Source organism: Alcaligenes sp. YSL9 (assembly GCF_030515105.1).
Taxonomy (GTDB): domain Bacteria; phylum Pseudomonadota; class Gammaproteobacteria; order Burkholderiales; family Burkholderiaceae_B; genus Alcaligenes; species Alcaligenes phenolicus.
Genome location: NZ_JALXJU010000003.1, coordinates 248,368 through 267,373, shown reverse-complemented (window position 1 = coordinate 267,373; position 19,006 = coordinate 248,368). Strand labels below are relative to the sequence as shown.

At 54.7% G+C, this 19,006-nt stretch carries 9 protein-coding genes; 1 reads left to right on the top strand and 8 read right to left on the bottom strand.

Annotation, left to right across the window (positions count from 1 at the left end; translation table 11 throughout):
• The 7 genes from M2Q46_RS13910 to M2Q46_RS13880 form a co-directional block, all read right to left on the bottom strand.
• The gene (locus M2Q46_RS13910) at positions 1-2,718 is read right to left on the bottom strand and encodes a hypothetical protein (RefSeq protein ID WP_302357476.1); all 2,718 of its coding nucleotides are present in this window, start codon (positions 2,716-2,718) and stop codon (positions 1-3) included.
• A 25-nt stretch (positions 2,719-2,743) separates the two neighbouring features.
• Positions 2,744-3,829 carry a chain-length determining protein gene (locus M2Q46_RS13905; protein WP_302357475.1) on the bottom strand — a complete coding sequence of 362 codons (1,086 nt, stop codon included), beginning with the start codon at positions 3,827-3,829 and terminating at the stop codon, positions 2,744-2,746.
• A gap of 101 nt (positions 3,830-3,930) precedes the next feature.
• Complete coding sequence (locus tag M2Q46_RS13900; RefSeq protein WP_302357474.1) at positions 3,931-4,593, bottom strand: ABC transporter ATP-binding protein; 663 nt, start codon at positions 4,591-4,593, stop codon at positions 3,931-3,933.
• Positions 4,590-5,378 carry an ABC transporter permease gene (locus M2Q46_RS13895; protein WP_302357473.1) on the bottom strand — a complete coding sequence of 263 codons (789 nt, stop codon included), beginning with the start codon at positions 5,376-5,378 and terminating at the stop codon, positions 4,590-4,592. The genes M2Q46_RS13900 and M2Q46_RS13895 overlap by 4 nt, the downstream gene beginning before the upstream one ends.
• A gap of 42 nt (positions 5,379-5,420) precedes the next feature.
• On the bottom strand, positions 5,421-6,620 hold the full coding sequence (locus M2Q46_RS13890; RefSeq protein WP_302357472.1) for a polysaccharide biosynthesis/export family protein: 1,200 nt from the start codon (positions 6,618-6,620) through the stop codon (positions 5,421-5,423).
• A gap of 2 nt (positions 6,621-6,622) precedes the next feature.
• Entirely contained in the window at positions 6,623-7,963 is a 1,341-nt protein-coding gene (locus M2Q46_RS13885; RefSeq protein ID WP_302357471.1) for an aminotransferase class I/II-fold pyridoxal phosphate-dependent enzyme, read from the bottom strand.
• Positions 7,956-15,530 (bottom strand): type I polyketide synthase, encoded by a 7,575-nt coding sequence (locus M2Q46_RS13880; protein ID WP_302357470.1) that lies wholly within the window; start codon positions 15,528-15,530, stop codon positions 7,956-7,958. Before M2Q46_RS13880 ends, M2Q46_RS13885 begins: the two co-directional genes overlap by 8 nt.
• Positions 15,531-16,532: 1,002 nt before the next feature.
• Between M2Q46_RS13880 and M2Q46_RS13875 the strand changes: the two genes are divergently transcribed.
• The gene (locus M2Q46_RS13875; RefSeq protein ID WP_125301999.1) at positions 16,533-18,023 is read left to right on the top strand and encodes a nucleobase:cation symporter-2 family protein; all 1,491 of its coding nucleotides are present in this window, start codon (positions 16,533-16,535) and stop codon (positions 18,021-18,023) included.
• Between the two features lie 78 nt (positions 18,024-18,101).
• Here M2Q46_RS13875 and M2Q46_RS13870 read toward each other — a convergent pair whose 3' ends face one another.
• Positions 18,102-18,965: a DMT family transporter gene (locus M2Q46_RS13870; RefSeq protein ID WP_035270575.1), complete on the bottom strand. Its 864-nt coding sequence runs from the start codon at positions 18,963-18,965 to the stop codon at positions 18,102-18,104.
• Positions 18,966-19,006 lie beyond the last annotated feature (41 nt).

The following is a 19,006-nucleotide window of genomic DNA, read 5'->3' as shown; positions in this document are numbered from 1 at the left end:
TTACTTTGTGTCTTTAGGGTGAACAGTTAATAAACAGGCATCTTTTTCAAGTTTGTATTCAGTGGATGTACCAGCAAGTCCTCGGGCTTCTATATCTGCCAACCAATGCTGAGCGATTTGTTTTTCATCCTCACGGATATAGTCATCCATCAAAAAATCAATCTGGGCATTAGGGAAATGCTCCATCAACAAAGGACCTGCGGGGTATCGAGCTTGAGGGCCCGTAGCCGCTGGAGGGCCATCTACAATCACCAAAATGCGTTTGCGAGTAACTTGCTTTTGTTTGGCCAATTTGACCAAGGTGCTTTGGCAGCTGTAATACGGATACACTTGGCCGTCCGCAGACTGCCAGTCCTTGAGTGGCGCCAGTGTCAGCTGTGCAGCCTGCTCCAACCCTGCTTGTTGGAGATGAGCTAAGGTTTGCTCGTAGTACGAATCCAAATGCTCGAAGGACACGAACTGGGTCTGCCGGGCATCACCTCGCTCCGCCATCAACGCCAATGTCTTAGCCACAATAACGGTGGACATACCTGACCCAAACTCAATGACAAGGTCGTAGGGTATAAGCACCAGTTGCCGCATCAAACATAATGCAAAGTCTGCAGAGACTGGCCAGCTGTGGGCCTCACAGTTAAATGCAGGTAGCACTCCGGTGGCGAAATACTCTTGCATCCCAACAAAAGACTGGAGCTGACGTACAGCATTAGCACTATTCTTCTTCACTACTATTTCAAGATGGCGACGAACACGGAGTAGCTCTTCGGATTGTTTTTTAAACAATTCCTCTTGTATCCCCGGAGCTGCCACGTCACGAGCGACCAAGGACTGCACTTGAGCACTCAAGCGCTCTAGCAAATCTGTTTCACGAGCAGCCTGTGCCGACAATAATTGCTGTAACTCCAGTTGGCGTGCCTCCAGTGCGGCTTTACTCTTTTCCAAGCTCAGTTGCTCTTTAGCTTGCTGCAACAACTCTCCCTGACGCTGTGCGGCTAAAGCAATGTACTCATCACGAATTTGAAAAGCTTGATTCAGTTGAGCCTGCAAAGACTTGTAGTCTGTTCGCTCCACATTGATTTGCTGCCTTGCCTCATCTCGTTCCTGCGTTATTGCCTGCACTTGAGATTGCAACGCGTGCACTTCATCCAAGCGATGGCCAGCAAGCACATCCAACCCATCACGGACCTCCATCAACTCCTGCACTTGCAAAAGCAAAGAGTCCTTTGCTTCCTGAGTATCCCGCAGTTGCACCCGAAGTTCCTCACACTCTGCAACTGATTCCTCTAACTGCACCAACAGGGACTCAACCTCCTCCAAACGTTGCTCTGCAATTGCAAGTGACTCATCATGAGCGATACGCAAAATCTGAAGCTGCGACAAGGCCTCCTCTTTCTCGCGGTGATGCATCTGCAGCTCATCCTTAAGCTGCTCACATTGCTGGGCCATATCCGCCAAGCCACCTTGCACAGTGACACATTGTTCAAACCATTGCCCTGCTTGTGCCTCTTTGCCCTCCAGAACTTGCCTGATCCGTTTCAGATCAGCTTGCAAACCCACGCACTCACGTTGCTTCTGTAACTTCAACTGTTCTTCTTGCTCCAGCTCACGCTTCAAATCCGCTACTTGTTTGAGTGCTGCCTGCGTATTGCCCTGCTCCTGAAGCAGGAGCTGTCGCTGTTGATCTTCTTGCTGGCCTCGCTCTTGAAGGGTTTTCTGATGATCCTGCTGTAATCGCTGGATCTGTACTCGCAATGCTTCAACTACTACAAGTTGCTCTTGTTTTTCTTGATTCAGACGCTGCACCTCATCGCGCACGCTAGACAGCTGTATTCCTTGCTGTTTAAGAGTACTGACCATCTCGTTGCGTGATTCAGCCAACTCCGCCCACTGACGCTGCACCGCTGCATGCTGCGCCTCAACCTCAGATACAGAGCGGACTTGATCTAAACGAAACTCTTTCGCCTGCTTCAGCAAACGATCACGCTGACGCGCCTCAGAGTCAGTAAAAGACACATCCTCGGGCAAGAGCGCCAAGAGTGCTTCTGCCTCAAGTAAATCACCAGACTCATGCAATCGGAACGCCAACCATTTTTGGCGGAACCCACGTGGCTCCAACGCAAAGGCACGGCGCGCCATCGCCGCAACCAAGGTTGGCTCAGCCGTTATATACGTCCGGGCCACAGCTGTCCACGCACTGGCTTGCACGCTTTTTGAGACTGAAGCCTGATTCAGCAAGGCCTCTACCTGCTGGTCCCCTCCTTGCTGATACGCCTGAATAACTTTGTCGAAAGATTTCCCTCCCAATGCAGCAGGAGGCTGGATGCGACGACTTTGACGCCAAGCCTGACGCAAACGCCCAGGCACCGAGATCAACGAGCCTGTAGACTGCACACCCTCAATCAAAATGTCGCCAAGCTGTTTAGCTAAAGCATATTGAGTCTTTAAATCATGTAGCTGGGTTTGCACCTTAAGCAAACACTCCAAGCGCACACTTTCCGCCTGGACCTCGATAAGCCGCACATCCACAGGTGCCACATTAATGACTGTCGGCTTCAAGTCACTCCCAACTCCTTGAGGATGATCGTGCAAGCGCCCTAACTCTTCCTGCACGACTTGCAGTTGATCAAACAACAGCCGGTTCTCCTCTTCCATACATTGTGCATGCGTGGATACCAGCTTCTCATGACCTAATTCAGAAGGCACAACAGGTGACATAGACATTTAAATAGATTTCCTATCTTTCTTATTAGTCCACATGGTCCAGGACGATGCTCTTGAGCAATTTCAAAATGCCGGCCAGGATCAACGCCAACAGCAAGGTCACCAAGGTGTTGTAGAGGCGGCGTGGCTCCATCGGATACTCGGGCAACGTGGCGGACTGCAGCACAGACACTTTCTCCAACATGCGAGTGGCGTCAATCCTGCCTTTCTCCAAAGCAGTCAAAGACGACTTGTAGAGCTCTTGTGTGAACTTCACATTCATATCCAAGCGATAAAACTCTTCCACATAGGCATTCAGAGTTCCACCTGACGGCGTCGCCAACTTCAGCTTTTCCTGCTTGATCTGTTGGTCCACTGCTCTCAGTGACTGCTTGAGCATCAGAATATTGGGATGGTCACGATCCAATGACTTGGGCAAAGAGGCCAATTGGGTCTGCAACTGAGCCCGCTGCCCTTCCAAGGCAGCCACAATCGCATTAATACTTTCTGCTGTGGCCTGAGGGGACAATAAACCGGCTTCATTCTGATAGTTCAGCAGATCCTGGCTGGCTTTTTGAAAACGCTCCTGAGCCTGGTCAACCTGGGTAACCAAGAAGTCGACCTGCACCTGGGCCATTTCATGACCCAAGACGTTCATATAACGCTCGCCTTCCTTAACCAGCAGCTCCGTAATCGCCTGAGCCATCTCGGGGCTATAAGCTTGGACCTTGATACGTAACACACCAGAGAAGTCATCAAACTCCACCTCTACACGACGCAAATAATGACGATGAAACCACTCTAGCGAAGCGTCCTGAAACCACATCCGTGACACAAAATCATGGTCCGAGGAGCTGTAATGCGTACGTAAGTCCAAAGACTCATCAAGCTTCTTGAGCATGTCCACGGACAACAAGTAATCACGTAACAACAGCTGATTCGCGCGATCAACAGTAGCGACACCCGATACCAACAACCCTAGGTCAAAAGACGGTGCCCCTACCGAGTCTGTCTTTCGAATAATCACATTGGCCTCGGATACATAGCGGTTCGAGGCAAAAACTAACCAATACGCCGAAGCCAAAACAGCCAGGATCAGAATCACACGTACGGCATAATCAAATAAGCGCAATGAAAACCATGAGCGGAGGCGGGCCCCAAAAGAAGGTTTCTTTGAAACAGCCTTATCGGGAGCGGCACTAGCAGCCTGCGTAGTGACTTGAGGTGTATCTGTCATTTTGGAAGTGAATCCTTGTAGGCATTGAGCGCATCGTCAATCTGGTCAAACCAGTGCGCTCGCCCTTGATGCAGCCAGACTCCAGCCTGGCAAAATTGTCTTAAGGTGTTGTTGTCGTGGGCCACCATGATCAGGCCTGCACGATTTGTCATGGTTTTGAAAGCATCAGCTGCTTTCTTACGGAATGCCGCATCACCCGCCGCCGTCACCTCGTCCGAGATGTACACATCGAAATTAAAAGCAAACGACAGCGCAAACTGAAGGCGGGAGCGCATTCCAGAGGAATAGGTATAGACCGGCTCCTCAAAAGCTCGACCCAGTTCAGAAAAATCTTTAATAAAAGCCAGCCGATCTGCCAGATCTTCTTGATGACCATGCACTCTGCACACAAACTTGGCGTTTTGGCGGCCGGTCAAGGTCCCCTCCAACCCCCCGTTACCCATAGGCCACGACACCCTGCACATACGCTGCACTGTTCCCTTATTGGGGTGATCCACCCCACCAATCAAGCGCAGCAAGGTAGATTTCCCAGCACCGTTAGAGCCAATCAAACCCACATTTACCTTGGGTGGGATTGTCAGGTTTACTCCTTCCAATACCCAACGGCCCACGCCATGGGCGGTCTTGTAGCGCTTATAAACATCATTGACGACGATCATTTCATCACCAACTGCTGTGTGAAGCGTCTATACAAAATCAGGCCTAAAAACAGACTGACTATCCCCCACAGATACAGGTATCCCATGCTGACGCCAGGCACCATGTGGTAGTAATTCGCAAACCCTTTGCGCACCAACTCCAGTCCATGCACCAAAGGATTGAACAAGAGCAGATCCCGATAAGGCTGGGGAACAGCAGAAATCGGCATGATGACCCCGGAGATCAAGTACAAAGGCATCATCATGATTTTCAGTATGTGCTCAGTTTCGCGCACCAAGGCCATCAATACAGAGGCAACCAAGCCATAGCCCACGCCAAAGAGCCATAACCCGAACATCGTCACCACAACCTGCAAAGGATCGTCAGGCCGCACGTCATGCCCGAGCAGTGCCGCGCCCGTCAAAATAATTGCGGACACTAAGGTCATTAGAAATGCTTCCAATACTCCACGAGCTATAGAGGTATCAAAAGGTTGCACCTGTCTGTATGCAAATAAAGGCTTATTGCTATCGACCGCGTACATCACCTGCATCGCTGTACGGCGAAACATGAAAAACGCCAACATCCCCACCACAATCCAGACAGTGACATCAATGCCACCGACTGTACGCAAACGAATCACTGTGAAGATGAACGTGATGAAACTGATATGCAGCACTGGCTCCATCAGCAACCAGAACCAGGCGGCCCGCATATCAAACAAGCGATCCAGGGACTCTCGCAAAACTAACGCCCGCCAGACCGCCCAAGTGACGGCCATGGGGCTGCGCACCTGTTTATTCATCTCGGCCTCTGTTGAAGGAGTTGTTCTTAAACATGCGCAAGATCACTTCATCATGTTGTTCAAGGTCGTACTAGGCACAGCCACCGACACCACTAGACGCAGGAACTTCTGGAACTCCGCCGCTGGCGAGTTGGACACGTAGATCACGTCCTTGTCCTGCACCGGGAAGTTCTGTGTGACAAAGAAAGAAGCCGGGTCACGCAGGTCGATTTCATACACCACGGGCACGACGCCCTTCTTGTCCAGCAGTGTCGATTCAGGTGCACCGTCCACCAACGCAGCATCCTCAAAGCGGAAGACAAACACACCGCGGGCATCAGCTCGTGACGTATCCAGGCCACCCGAACGGGCCAGGGCCTGTACCAGGGAAATGCCCTGAGCTTCAAATGGGATTTCTTCGTTCTTGCCGGTGGCACCCAAAATGGAGAAGCTCTGGTTCTGGTACAGCGCCGTGATCACATCACCCGGTTTCAGCATGATGTTCTGATTCGGATTACGAATAATCGTATCCAGCGCCATGGTGGATGTGTTCAGCTCTCGCGAGAGCTGAATGGCGATGCGGTTGACTGCTTGCTTGACGCCACCGCCTGCGGCCAGGGCATCCAGCAAACGCTCACCTTTAGGCGTCAAGGGCATCAAGACGCTTTGATTGACCTCACCCACGACCGTCACGTTCGAGGTGTTGTTCTGAATGACGCGCACCAGAACCTGCGGATTATTGGCCTTGCCTTGCAAACGCTTGGCAATGCTTTCTTCAATCTGTTGGGTGTTGCGGCCTTTGACGGCAATACGGCCAGCGAAAGGCATGCTGATCATGCCGTCGGGCGTGACCATCTGCTGAGGGAAAGCGACTGCATTGGTGGTTGCTGCCGTTGCCTTGGGATCCAGGGAAATGCTGCCAAACAGCATGGCCGGCGGCGCTTCCCAAACCGACACTTCCAGCACATCGCCGGGGCCAATCAGGTAGTTATTCGAGCCGGAGCTGGGGAACTGGGCGGCAAAGTCACCCATGCGCTTTTTAGCGGCCAACTTCTTGGTCAACTCGTCTGTCACGTTGACCAGGGTGATGCCTTCGATACGGCCTTCACGTCGTTCCTGTACTTGCTGGCGGCTGGGGCCGTCTGCAGGCATCCAGTCGGGCATCGTGGCACATCCGGCCAGTACGGCGACCAGGGTGCTGGCCAGTACTGGCCGTCCCATTGCTGCAATCTTGCTTACTGCTGTGTGTAGTAATTGAGCCATGCTTATTTCTTCATGAGCGTGTGAACGGTTTCACACGCCAGGTCTATGTCATCCTGGCTATGCGTGGAGGACAGGAAAAAGCGCAAACGCGCTGCTTTTTCTTCCACCGCAGGATGGATAATGGGTTGCACATTCAGACCGGCATCAAACAACTGGCCGGACAGTTTGACTGCTTTAAGAGAACTGCCTGTAATCGCGGGAATCACGGCGTAGCCTTCGGCAAAGCCGGTATTGATTCCCATTGATCGCATCGAATTCAGAAACTGACTGCCACGCTCTTGCAGGGTATGCACACGTTCGGGTTCCCGGCGCATGATCTGCAAGGCTTTAAGCGAAGCAGCCGCCAGCACGGGAGAAATCCCCACGCTGTACACAAAGCCGGAGGCGGCGTATTTGAGCAGTTCCACCAGCGCGCGGTCGCCAGCGATATAGCCGCCGCAGCTTGCCAGGGTCTTGCTCAAGGTGCCCATCCAGATATCGACATCGCGGCCTGCCACACCAAAATGTTCGTGCGAGCCGCGCCCCGTCTTACCCAGCACGCCCAGGGCGTGAGCTTCATCGACCATCAAAAACGCTTTATACCGCCGTTTTATGTCAATAAATGCAGGCAGGTTCGGAATGTCGCCATCCATGCTGTACAAGCCTTCGATCACAATCAGCACACGTTCAAACTGGCCACGTATCTCGGCCAGAATGCGCTCCAGGGCGGCGCTGTCGTTGTGAGGGAAGGAACGGCGGGCGGCACCCGATAACTGGATGCCTTGCAAAATACTGTTGTGGATCAGGCTATCGTGAATCACCAGATCCTTGGGACCGAACAAGTAACCAATGGTGCTGACGTTAGTGGCATGTCCACTGACAAAAACCACGCAATCATCCACCTCGTAGTTCTGCGCCAGCTCTTCTTCCAGCTCACGCTGTACGCGGCGCTCGCCCGCTACCAAACGGCTGGCCGAGGCCGATGTGCCGTACTGGTCCATCGCGGCTTTGGCGGCCGCATTCACTTCCGGGTGTGCAGACAGACCCAGATAGTTGTAATTGGCAAAGTTCAGATAGTCGCGCCCGTCAATACGGGTGTGCGCAGCGGCCACGCCGTCGTGGCTGCGGAAAAAGGGGTTACGCACGCCCATACGATCTGCCATAGCCTTGGGCACCAGCATTTTCTCGTAACCGGGATGGCGGTCAAAGCGGGTGAAGGACTCCGGAATATGGATGGCCGCAGCCTGACGGGTTGCGGACTGCTCGGCCATGCGGCCATCGCTGGCCGCTTGCCCGGTTTTACGTCCCAGAATGCGCTGGATCAGTTGTGCTTTACTGCCTGGCGCCAGATCGTTCTTACTCATGGATCAGTGATGTTCCTTTTTCTGCCAATCGCTGTACATCCTTGGCCAAGCCTTGCAAGTCCGCCTCGGACATATCATCTCCGTGCTGACGTACGACATCGGCTACCAAATGCCCAGCGTCCTGCTCTGCCGAGTCCTCGCTACCGCCCGTCAGTTTGTCCACAATGCGGGCCGCAACGTTCCAGACGGTGGGAGAATCATTCAGCACCATGGCGGGCAACTGCACGCCAAAGCGTTGCTCCAACCCCAGGGCCAGTTCCACAGCCATCAAGGAGTCCATGCCCAGATCATGCAAGGAGCGCTGGGTTTCAATACGGTCTACTTCGGTGCGCAGAATGTTGGCAACTTCCTGCGCCACCCACTCGGCCACCAAAGCGTGAATTTGCTCGGGCGTTTTACCCGCGATCAAGGTGTGAATATCCTGGCCATCGCTGCCTGAGTCGTGATCCTTGCGGGCACGGTTCAAGATGGCAAAGCGTTCGCTCTGAGCCGAAGCCAGCAAGCGGGCCAAGGCATTCCAGTCGAAGTTGGCCACAATGGACACTTCGCCATTGACGGCCAGGACGCGATCCAGTTGATCCAGTGCCTGATCCGACTGCAACGGCGCCTTGCCCAGACGTTTGCCCAAGCTGTCCTTCACAGTTTCATTGCGGGTCAGGTAACCTGCGTCGCCAATCGGTCCCCAGGCAATGCAGGACGCCGCCAGACCCAGGTTCTGGCGCAAGCGCGTTAAACCTTCCAGGCCCGCGTTGGCGGCCACATAGTTCGCCTGTCCGGGGTTACCAATAGAGGTCGTCACAGACGAATACAGCACGAAGTGGGACAGCTTCAAATCCTGAGTAGCCAGGTGCAGATTCCATGCACCCACCAACTTGGTTTGCAGCACCTTGTTCAAGCTGTCCTGATCCATATTGGCGATCAGGCGATCATCAAACACGGCGGCAGCATGCAGCACGCCAGTCAGTGGGCTATAACTCGTCTGAATCTGCGCGACAACAGCTTGTACTGCTGCGGAATCCGTAACGTCACACGCCACGATTTGCACGCGACAGCCTTGTGCCTGGAACTGCTCCAGCAGCTCTTGTGCACCAGGGGTGTCGGCACCGCGGCGACCAGCCAGGACCAGAGAGCGCACGCCACGCTTGACCAGCCATTGGGCGGAAGCCAAACCGAAGCCAGACAAGCCACCCGTAACCAACCACGTGCCCTGTTCGGACAAGTCGAGAGGGGCAGCGATTTGTGTTGCAGGCAAACGGGGTTGGGCATCCTTCAGGGAGACCACCAGCTTGCCGATGTGACGAGCCTGCTGCATGGCGCGGAATGCATCAACCACATGCTCGGCACCGAAGCTACGGTAAGGCAGTGGGAACAGCGCGCCATCATGGAAAAGCTCCATGACTTCCTTGAACAAACGTCCCGCCAAAGCTGGGCGTCCCGTCAGCAGTTGGTCGGCATCAATACCGAAGTAGCTGATATTGCTCTTGAAGGGACGTAGACCAATCGGCGTGTTCTCGAAGAAGTCACGCTTGCCCAACTCCAGGAAACGGCCAAAGGGACTCAAGACGTCCAGGCTGCGGCGCATGGCCTCACCCGCCAGCGAGTTCAGCACTACGTCCACACCTTCGCCGCCAGTAGCATCCATCACGTCCTGAGCAAAGCTCAGGCTGCGCGAATCAAATACATGGTCGGCACCCAGCAAGGAAGCGAACACGCGTTTCTCGTCCGTACCAGCGGTGGCATAAATCTCTGCGCCCAAATGGCGGGCCAGCTGGATTGCTGCAATTCCGACGCCGCCAGCAGCACCGTGGATCAATACTTTTTCACCAGGCTGGATATGAGCCAGATGCGTCAGCGCGTAGTACACGGTGAAGAACACAGTGGGAACGGTGGCAGCAGCCTCAAAATCCCAACCTTCAGGCATGGGAGCGATAGCATCCGCACGTGTCACCACGTGGCTGGCAAAGCAGGAGGACCCAAAGCCCATCACCGGCTGGCCTACCGTCAAATTGGTGACATCAGCACCAACGCGTGTAACCACACCCGAGAACTCCAGGCCCAGGCTGGCACCGGCAAAACCGTTTTCTACAGCTTCGTCCGGCAACAAGCCCATCAAATACATCACGTCACGGAAGTTCAGGCCCGCGGCCATGGTACGGACTTCAACCTGATCCGCAGCCAGGCTCGGCGTTTGAACAGCTTGCCATTCCAGATTGCGCAGTTGTCCGGGCACCTGAAAGTCCAGCTTGAAGCGCGCATCTTGGCTTAGCGGGGCAGTCGCTGCCGCAGTAGCCTCTTCCAGTACCAAGGTATGGCGTGCGTCTTGAGACAAGACAATTTCTGTTGCTTCATCCGGCCACAGCAACTCCAGTTCCAGACGCTGAGCGATATCGCTGGCATTCACATCACCGGCCAGATCAATCAAGGTGCAGGACAAGGCGGGCAGCTCGTTCATCACGACGCGACCAAAGCCCCACAAGGCCGACTGGGCGGGATTCACCGCCCAATCCAATTCCTCTGCCATCGCCGGCAAGGCACCGCCTTGCGTCACCAGGAACAGGCGACTTGCAACGGTACGGGCGGACAAGTCCTGCGTCAGGCTCAGCAGTTGCGCGCTGGTCTGGCTGACCGCAGCAGCAGTATCGGCCCACCCCAGCATCTGCACTACATTCAGAGGACTCTCATCAGCCAAAATGTCGGCACTGAGCGGCCAGATTTGAGCGTTAACTGTTTGGCCAGCTGCTTCCAAACGGGCTTGCAAAGAATGAGCTTGAACTTGAGAAGCCTCATCAAACAACAAGACCCATTTCGCTGCAGCGACGGCTTCCTGGTTTGGAATCGCCTGCGTTGTCGCGGCCTTGGCCAGCAACAAATAGGCTCCTTCACTCAATTCCTGTGCGGCAGGCTCTTGCGCAGTTTGCACCTGCTCAAAACCTGCTTGCTCCAACGCCTTGTGCCAGCCTTCGGGCGACAACAAGGAGGAGGATTGCGACTCGCCGGCGGGGTGCCACCAGCTTTGGTCCAGACCGGACAAGAAGTCTGCATGCCAGTCAGGGTGACACTCGGCCACCAGCAATACTCCATCCGTAGCCAGCCATTGCTTGCTCCGCATCAGGGCGGGAGGCACATGCACGGTACGGTGCAGGCTGTGGCGCAAAATCACGACATCGAACTGGGGCTTATCGACCTGCTCCAGTTGCCAGTCTTGCAGATCAAAACCGAGCACCTGCACGTTGGCCAAAGTATGGTGCTGCGTCGCCTGACGAGCCTGCAAATCAGCATCTGGCAAAGCCAATACGTATTCAAACTGGTCTTCGGACAGGCAAGCAGCCAGAGTCTTGGGTAAATCGCTTGGGCCTACGGCGACTTCCAGCACGCGCAGTCGCTGGGAGGCAGGCAAGTTCGCAGCCAGTTCTCGCAACTGGGTTTCCAGTGCCAGACGCACACCCAGATACATGGGGTCATCGTCATACAGCACTTCAACCACGGGGGAACGGCGCAAGGAAGCCAGCAGTTTTTCGCCTGAAATATCGCCACGCAACAAGGCCGGCAATTGGCGTCCGACCGAACCAATCTGGGTCAGTTGCGGCAAGCTGCTAGGCGAATCCTGCAAAATTGTGCGCCACAAGTCCTGGGCGGCAGGCATATCGGCCTGCTCCACCACACGATAGCCTTCGTCATCTTGCAGCAACTCTTCAGCGCGCAACAGCTCGCTTAGCCAGCGGCCATACGGGCTATTCAATACTTCGGTGCTGAGTTCGGAAGGCTTTACATTCTGGAAGGCTTCATAAATAAAGGATAGGCTCAAGGCATCCAGCAAAGGCAAAGTCTGCTGGAACCAGGTTTCTCGCTCTTGCTGCTGGTCAGCCAGTGCTGCCCAGCCGCTTTGGGCCAGTTGCTCAGGCGAGAGCGTAACGGCAACTCGCTCATCGCGAGGATGAGGACGCAGATATGGGGTAATTTGCCAGTTCGACACCGCGTGGCGATCCTGGCGCAAGAAATACGCAGCGCGGAAACGGCAGGCCTGGGCGCTGGCCAACAAACGGCCATCAGCACCATACAACTCGAAATCCGCCAGTACCGAACGGGCACTGCTACGACGCAGGTGGGCACGGAAATGCGTTACCTGTCCTTCTGTAGACAGGGTGAAACGGCCTACTTTCACAGGCAACAAGGCCACGCCTTGGCCTGCTTCAATATCTTGTGCGAAGAAATCCACCAGAGACTGGTAGCACACGTCCATCAAGGCCGGGTGCAACAGATAGCCATCTTGCTCCAGGCTGACGGGCATCTCCAGTTCGGCATTCAGATAAGTACCTTGCACCTGCGATGCTTTCAAACCCTGGAAGGCCGGACCGTAATCCAGACCCAGGGAATGCGCCAAGCGATAGTGTCGATCGCGATCAATCTGCAGTTCAGCCGAGGCCAGGGGCGAGAGCTCCGCCACGGGCATGCGTTCATCCGAAGCCAGAATACGACCGCTGGCGTGTACCACCCACTCGTCCTGGCTCAAGCGTTGGCGACTCTTGATATGGAAGCTGCCATCACGCGGGCTCAGCACAAAACGCAGGCTGCGGGCATGTTCACCATCAAAAACCAGCGGAGCCAGAATATCCAGCTCGTCCACCAGGATCAGTGCTTCGCCCAGCCACTCGCGGGCTGCAGCCAAAGCCATTTCCAGATAGGCGGCACCTGGGTACACCATGGCACCACCCACTTTGTGATCCGCCAGCCAAGGCAAAATCACCGGGTCCATCACGTTTTCCCAGCTGATATCGCTATCCGGCAAACGCCAACCCAGCAAATCATGCACACGACGACGCTCGATGGAGCGCATCCCTTCTGTGCTGCTCTTGTACCAATGACGCTCGCGCTGCCATGGGTAAACGGGCAGCTCCACTGGATTGCCAGCAACGGGAAAACGGGCTTTCAATTGGGTCGGCAATAAAGCCAGGGTATGCAAGGCCGTATCAGTCAGCCGCTGCGGGCCATCGTCATGCTTGCGCAAGCTGGACAACACCACACCCTGAACCTCACACTGAGTCAGGGTTTCACGAATGTAGCGCTGCAAAATGGCGTGCGGGCCAATTTCCAGAAATACGCGGCAGCCCTGGTTCGCCAGACAGGCAATAGCCTGCTCGAACTGCACGGGTTCGCGAATATTGCGCCACCAGTAATCCACGCCCAGCTCTTGCGGGGACAGTTCGTCGCCCGTAACGGTCGAGACAAAACGGGCTTGTGGAGCCTGCTGACCGGGCTGCAAATCGCCCAGGCTCTTTTCCAGATGCGGCAGCAAGCCATCCATATAGGGACTGTGAAAGGCGTAATCCAAATCCAGCAGGCGGAAGAAAACGCTTTGGCCTTCCAAGGCAGATTGAATGCGCAGCAAGCCGTCCAGACTGCCGGACAGAGTGATATTGGAAGGGCTGTTTACCCCCGCCACATTCACGCCCAAGTCCGCACCCAAGCCTTCCAGCAAGGTGTTCACCGCTTCGTGCGACAGACCGATAACGGCCATCCGGCCTTGGCCACGAGTCAGACCTTGAGCCTGACTACGGGCACAAATAACGCGTATGGCTTGTTCCAGATCCAAGGCACCAGCGGCCCAGGCAGCAGCGATTTCGCCCACACTGTGGCCAGCCACGGCATCAGGTTCAATGCCATCTTCGCGCAGCATGCGCGTCACAATAACCTGTACAGCAAACAACAAAGGCTGGGCGACTGTCGTGTCGTCCATGCGGGAAGCGGCAGGTTCGGCCTGCAATTGCTCCAGCAGCGAAAAGCCCGCCAAGGGCTGCATCATGGCGTCCAGTTCGGACAGCAAAGCCGCAAAACGAGGGGACTCGCGCAACAAGGTCACGCCCATGCCCAGCCACTGCGCTCCGTTACCGGCGTAGACAAAGGCCAATTGGCCTTCTTTGCTCAGGGCGTCTACGGTTTGCAAACCTTGTGGGGCTTGGCCTTGCGCGTAAGCACGCAATTGCGCCACGCCTTCTTCAACCGTTTCGGGCTGAATGATCAAACAACGAGCCAAAGTCTGACGACGGTGAGTGACCGCGTAGCTGACATCGTAAAAATCTTGCGCCGTCTTGCCGTCCAGCAAGTCCGCATAATTACCCGCTTGCTCACGCAGAGCGGCTTCTGTCTTGGCCGACAAGACCAAAGGCGGCAAACCCGAGTTCGGCACCGTTGCCGATTGGGCAGTTGTCGCTACAGGAGCCTGCAACAAGACGTGGGCGTTGGCACCACCAAAGCCAAACGAGTTAAGTCCTGCGACCAAAGGCTTGCCATCGGTGCGCTGCAACTCGCGGCCCTGGGGCAGCAGCTCCAGATTCAAACCATCAAAATCAATGGCGGGATTGGGGGTATTCAAGTGCAAAGCGGGCGGCAAGGCTTGGTGCTGCAATGCCAGCACTGTCTTGACCAGGCCAGCCATGCCGGAGGCCGATTCCATATGGCCCAAGTTCGCTTTGACTGAACCAATAGGCAAACGCTGTTCACGCGATTTGCCATACACCGCGCTGATGGCGGTGGTTTCAACAGGATCGCCTACGGCTGTACCGGTACCGTGGGCTTCTACAAAGTCAACATCAGCCGCTGTCAGGCCACTGCGCTCCAGCACGGAGCGCATCAACTCAATTTGTCCCTGGCAGCTAGGAATAGTAATGCCGGTCTTGCGAGCCCCATCGGCATTCACGCCTGTTGCCAAAATGACGGCCTGTACCTGGTCGCCATCGGCCAGCGCCTGCTCCAGGGGCTTGAGCATCAGTACCGCGCCACCTTCGGACCGCACGTAACCATTACCAGCCTCATCAAACGCCTTGCAACGGCCATCCGCCGATAGCATCGACGCTTTGGTAAAGCCGACAAAGGGATAAGGGTGCAGCAACAGATTGACGCCACCGACCAAGGCGGTTGAAGCCTCGCCATTGCGCAAACTTGAGCAGGCTTGATGCAAAGCGACCAAAGAAGACGAGCAGGCGGTATCCACCGCCATGGACGGACCGTGCAGGTCGTAGATATAGGACAGACGGTTGGCGGCGATACTCATGGTATTGCCGGTCATCATATGGGCTGTCAGGCTGGACAAATCATCCAAGCCGCGCATGCCGTAATCCAGGCCGGAAATACCAACATAAACCGCACAGTCACTACCGGCCATGCTGGAGGGCAAGACGCCCGCATTCTCCATGGCTTCCCAGGACAGCTCCAGTAACAAGCGTTGTTGGGGGTCCAGCCAGGCGGCTTCGCGAGGGGAAATGCCGAAAAAGTCCGCATCGAACTCGTCGATGCGCGACAAGACACCAGCCGAAAAAGTAATGCTACGCCCCGGCTCGGACCTTTTATCGTGTTGCAACTCGGCCGTCGCCCAGCGATCCGCCGGGATTTCCGTAACCAGGTCGCGTTTTTCAATTAAGGCATTCCAGAACTGGTCGGGCTGCGACAGGTCACCCGGAAAGCGAAACGCCATACCAATAATGGCGATTGCTCCAGACGCAGTATTGCTTTTATTAATATCCGTACGGGATGCTTCTAACTCCTTAGCACCCTTGCCTGTATTTTGAGACACGCACCCTACCCTTTCGATCTTTACTGACTTGCCCTGTCACCGCGGAGCACGGAATAGTCATATTTGATAAAACGCTATTTCGGACAACGACTTCTGACATAGCCGTGTCGCAGGCAGCACACCAGTAAACAATGGCGAAACTTACATCCCGTTACTATGATTTACAAACCCCAATTACATGGAATATATATAAACTCTATGCAATTCGATGATATTTATTTTCGAATTTTATTTAGGCAATAATGCTAAAAATAAAATATTCAAATAAAATATTCCCTGACGATATTATTCTATTTATTGTTAACCAAAAAAAACGAGTGTTTGAAAAATAACAAAGCCTTGGGTATATTTACCAAGGCTGTCTAATCAAGACACTAGGCAAAATATCAAAGATTTTTTTATTTCGTCGCCACCTTTAGCGAAATAAAAACTTCAATTCGACATTAAGCAAAGACTGTTCTTCGCCAAAAAATCCTGCCTACTTGGCGGTAGCCTGCTGCACTGCAAAAAGATTAGCAGCTGCGAATGTTACCATTACGCAGTTGTTCTAATCTATAAAGAATTGAAATCGGGCAGGGCCGCACTGTAACAATCCGATGCTGTGCTAAAGCCGCCAGACGAGCTTTTTCAGGACTATCAGGCAGCTTACAAGGCAGTCATAACTGTCACTTGCTGACGTTCCAATAGGCCTGACACAACCATCAAGTCGTAGTGAAAAACTCATTTTTGATACAAACACGACATACGCGCGACGAGCGCGAACCCGTTACTGGTGCCGGTATACAACGACCTTCCCCCATGACCTGACCATGTGTCACCAAAGCAGTGTTTTCCCTTAGCCGCATCAAAAACGCCCAAATCAGGGCGTTTTTTTTGGGGGTTATCCCTCATCTATAGCTAGGTCCACCTAGGCTCTATACGAATTGTCTTATGACAGGGCTGTCGCACGCCGTTACATTGAAATGGCTTCATCTAATAATTAATCCACTCTGGAGACATTTCATGGGTACGAACGCGACCACCGCACCCGTCGACGAACGATTACCGAACGGCAGGCTTGCTGCACTGGGCTTGCAGCACGTTCTGGTAATGTACGCCGGTGCCGTCGCGGTTCCACTAATTGTGGGCCGGGCATTAAACCTGACGTCTGAAGAAGTATCGATCCTGATTGCTGCTGACCTGTTTGTCTGCGGCATCGTGTCCATCATCCAATCGATGGGCTTTACGCAGTATTTTGGTATCAAGCTGCCCGTCATGATGGGTGTGACCTTTGCCGCTGTCGGCCCCATGGTCTCCATGGCACAGGCCAACCCCGGCCAGGAAGGAGCCCAGTTGCTCTTTGGCACGGTCATCGGGGCAGGGATCATCACCATGATCATCGCCCCTGCCGTCAGCCGCATGCTGCGCTTTTTCCCGCCTGTGGTCACCGGCACCATTATTGCCATGATCGGCATTACGCTGATGCGAGTGGGGATCAACTGGATTTTCGGTAACCCTGTTGGCCCTACCGCCCCCACGGTCATCAACCCCGACCACCTGGCCTGGATTCAGCACGCACAATCGGCCGCGGCCATGCCCGGCTCGGCCTTGCCCCCACCTCCAGAAGGTCTGGCCCTGAAAGCAACGGTACCGAACCCGCGCTACGCCAACCTGACTGGCCTGGGTATTGCCGCCATCGTGCTGACCTCGATTCTGCTGATCGCCAAATTTGCCAAAGGCTTTCTGGCTAACGTGGCCGTCTTGCTGGGTATTGTTATTGGCGCCGTTGTGGCCTCGGCCATGGGCATCATGACCTACGAGAAAGTCGCCAATGCAGCTTGGGTTGATCTGGTTCTGCCCTTCCACTTCGGGATGCCCAAGTTCAATATCCTGCACATTGCGACCATGACACTGGTCATGATTGTGGTGCTGATTGAGTCTACCGGCATGTTCCTGGCTCTTAGCGACATGACAGGCAAGAAAGTGGATCAGAAAGATCTGGCACGCGGCCTGCGCACCGACGGTCTGGGCACCTTGCTGGGCGGTATCTTCAACACCTTCCCCTACTCCAGCTTTTCGCAAAACGTGGGCCTGGTTGCCGTGACAGGCGTGCGCAGCCGCTTTGTCTGCGTGGCCGGGGGTGTGATTTTGATCATTCTGGGCCTGCTGCCCAAAATGGCTGCCCTGGTTGAGTCCCTGCCCACCGTGGTTCTGGGCGGTGCCGGGATTGTGATGTTCGGTATGGTGACGGCTACTGGTATCCGCATTCTGTCCGGCGTGGATTACAAGACCAACCGCAACAACTCCATGATTGTGGCTATCTCCATTGGCGTGGGCATGATTCCTCTGGTTGCGCCCAACTACATGCAGTGGATGCCTCACGCCATTCACCCGCTGATCGAATCGGGCATCCTGCTGACCTCGATTGCTGCCGTTCTGCTGAACTTGTTCTTTAATGGTGCTAAAGAAGATACGCATGCAGCGGTAGAAGCAGCCAAGCACGCGGAAGCCTAAAACGCTTGCTCAGCTTGTCTTGAAACCGGCCTGTCCATGAATGGGACAGGCCGGTTTTTTATCGTCCGGCTTCTGCCATCACGAAGCAAAGCGCCGCGCCCCCGCCACGCACAAGGCAGCGCCTAAAGTCACCCAGATCATGCTGGCATTGACGGACTCACCCAGCAAGGCGGCAGCCAGTCCCAGGCCCATAAAAGGCTGCAACAACTGCAGTTGCCCCACTGCGGCAATCCCTCCCTGCGCCAACCCCCGATACCAGAACACAAATCCCAGGAACATGCTGAACACTGACACATAGCCGAAACCTAACCAGGCTGCTGTATTCACATTGCTGAATGTTTGCGGCCAGAACCACAGCATCATGACGAACATGAAAGGCGAGGAGAGCACCAGGGCCCAGCAAATAACTTGCCAGCCACCCAAACGACGCGACAGGCGTCCACCTTCGGCATAACCCAAGCCACACACCACCACGGCGGCCAGCATATACAGGTCCCCTTGCCAGGCCGCATCCAGACCTTCTCGCGCAGCATAGGCCATCACCAGCAAGCAGCCCAAAACAGAGCACAGCCAGAACACGGGCTTATGCCGCTCTCCGGCCAAGACTACCCCGAAGAGGGCTGTGCACAAAGGCAACAAGGCGACATACACAATAGAATGCGCCGAAGTGATGTACTGCAAGGCCAGCGCCGTCAACAAGGGAAACCCCAGCACGACACCAAAACCAACCACGGCCAGGGGTAACAAGTCTGATCGCTTTGGCCGTGCCACACGCCCGATCAGCAACCAGACAGCTGCCAACAAGGCAGCGACTACCGCTCGCGCGCCAGTCAGGAAAAAAGGATCCATGCCCAGCACAGCAACACGTGTAGCCGGCAGAGATCCGGCAAAGATTGCTACGCCTATAAAGCCATTTAGCCAGCTGACTGCCTTGCTATCCATCATTCACTCTCCAACAAAGATGCTTGTCAGTACAACACAGC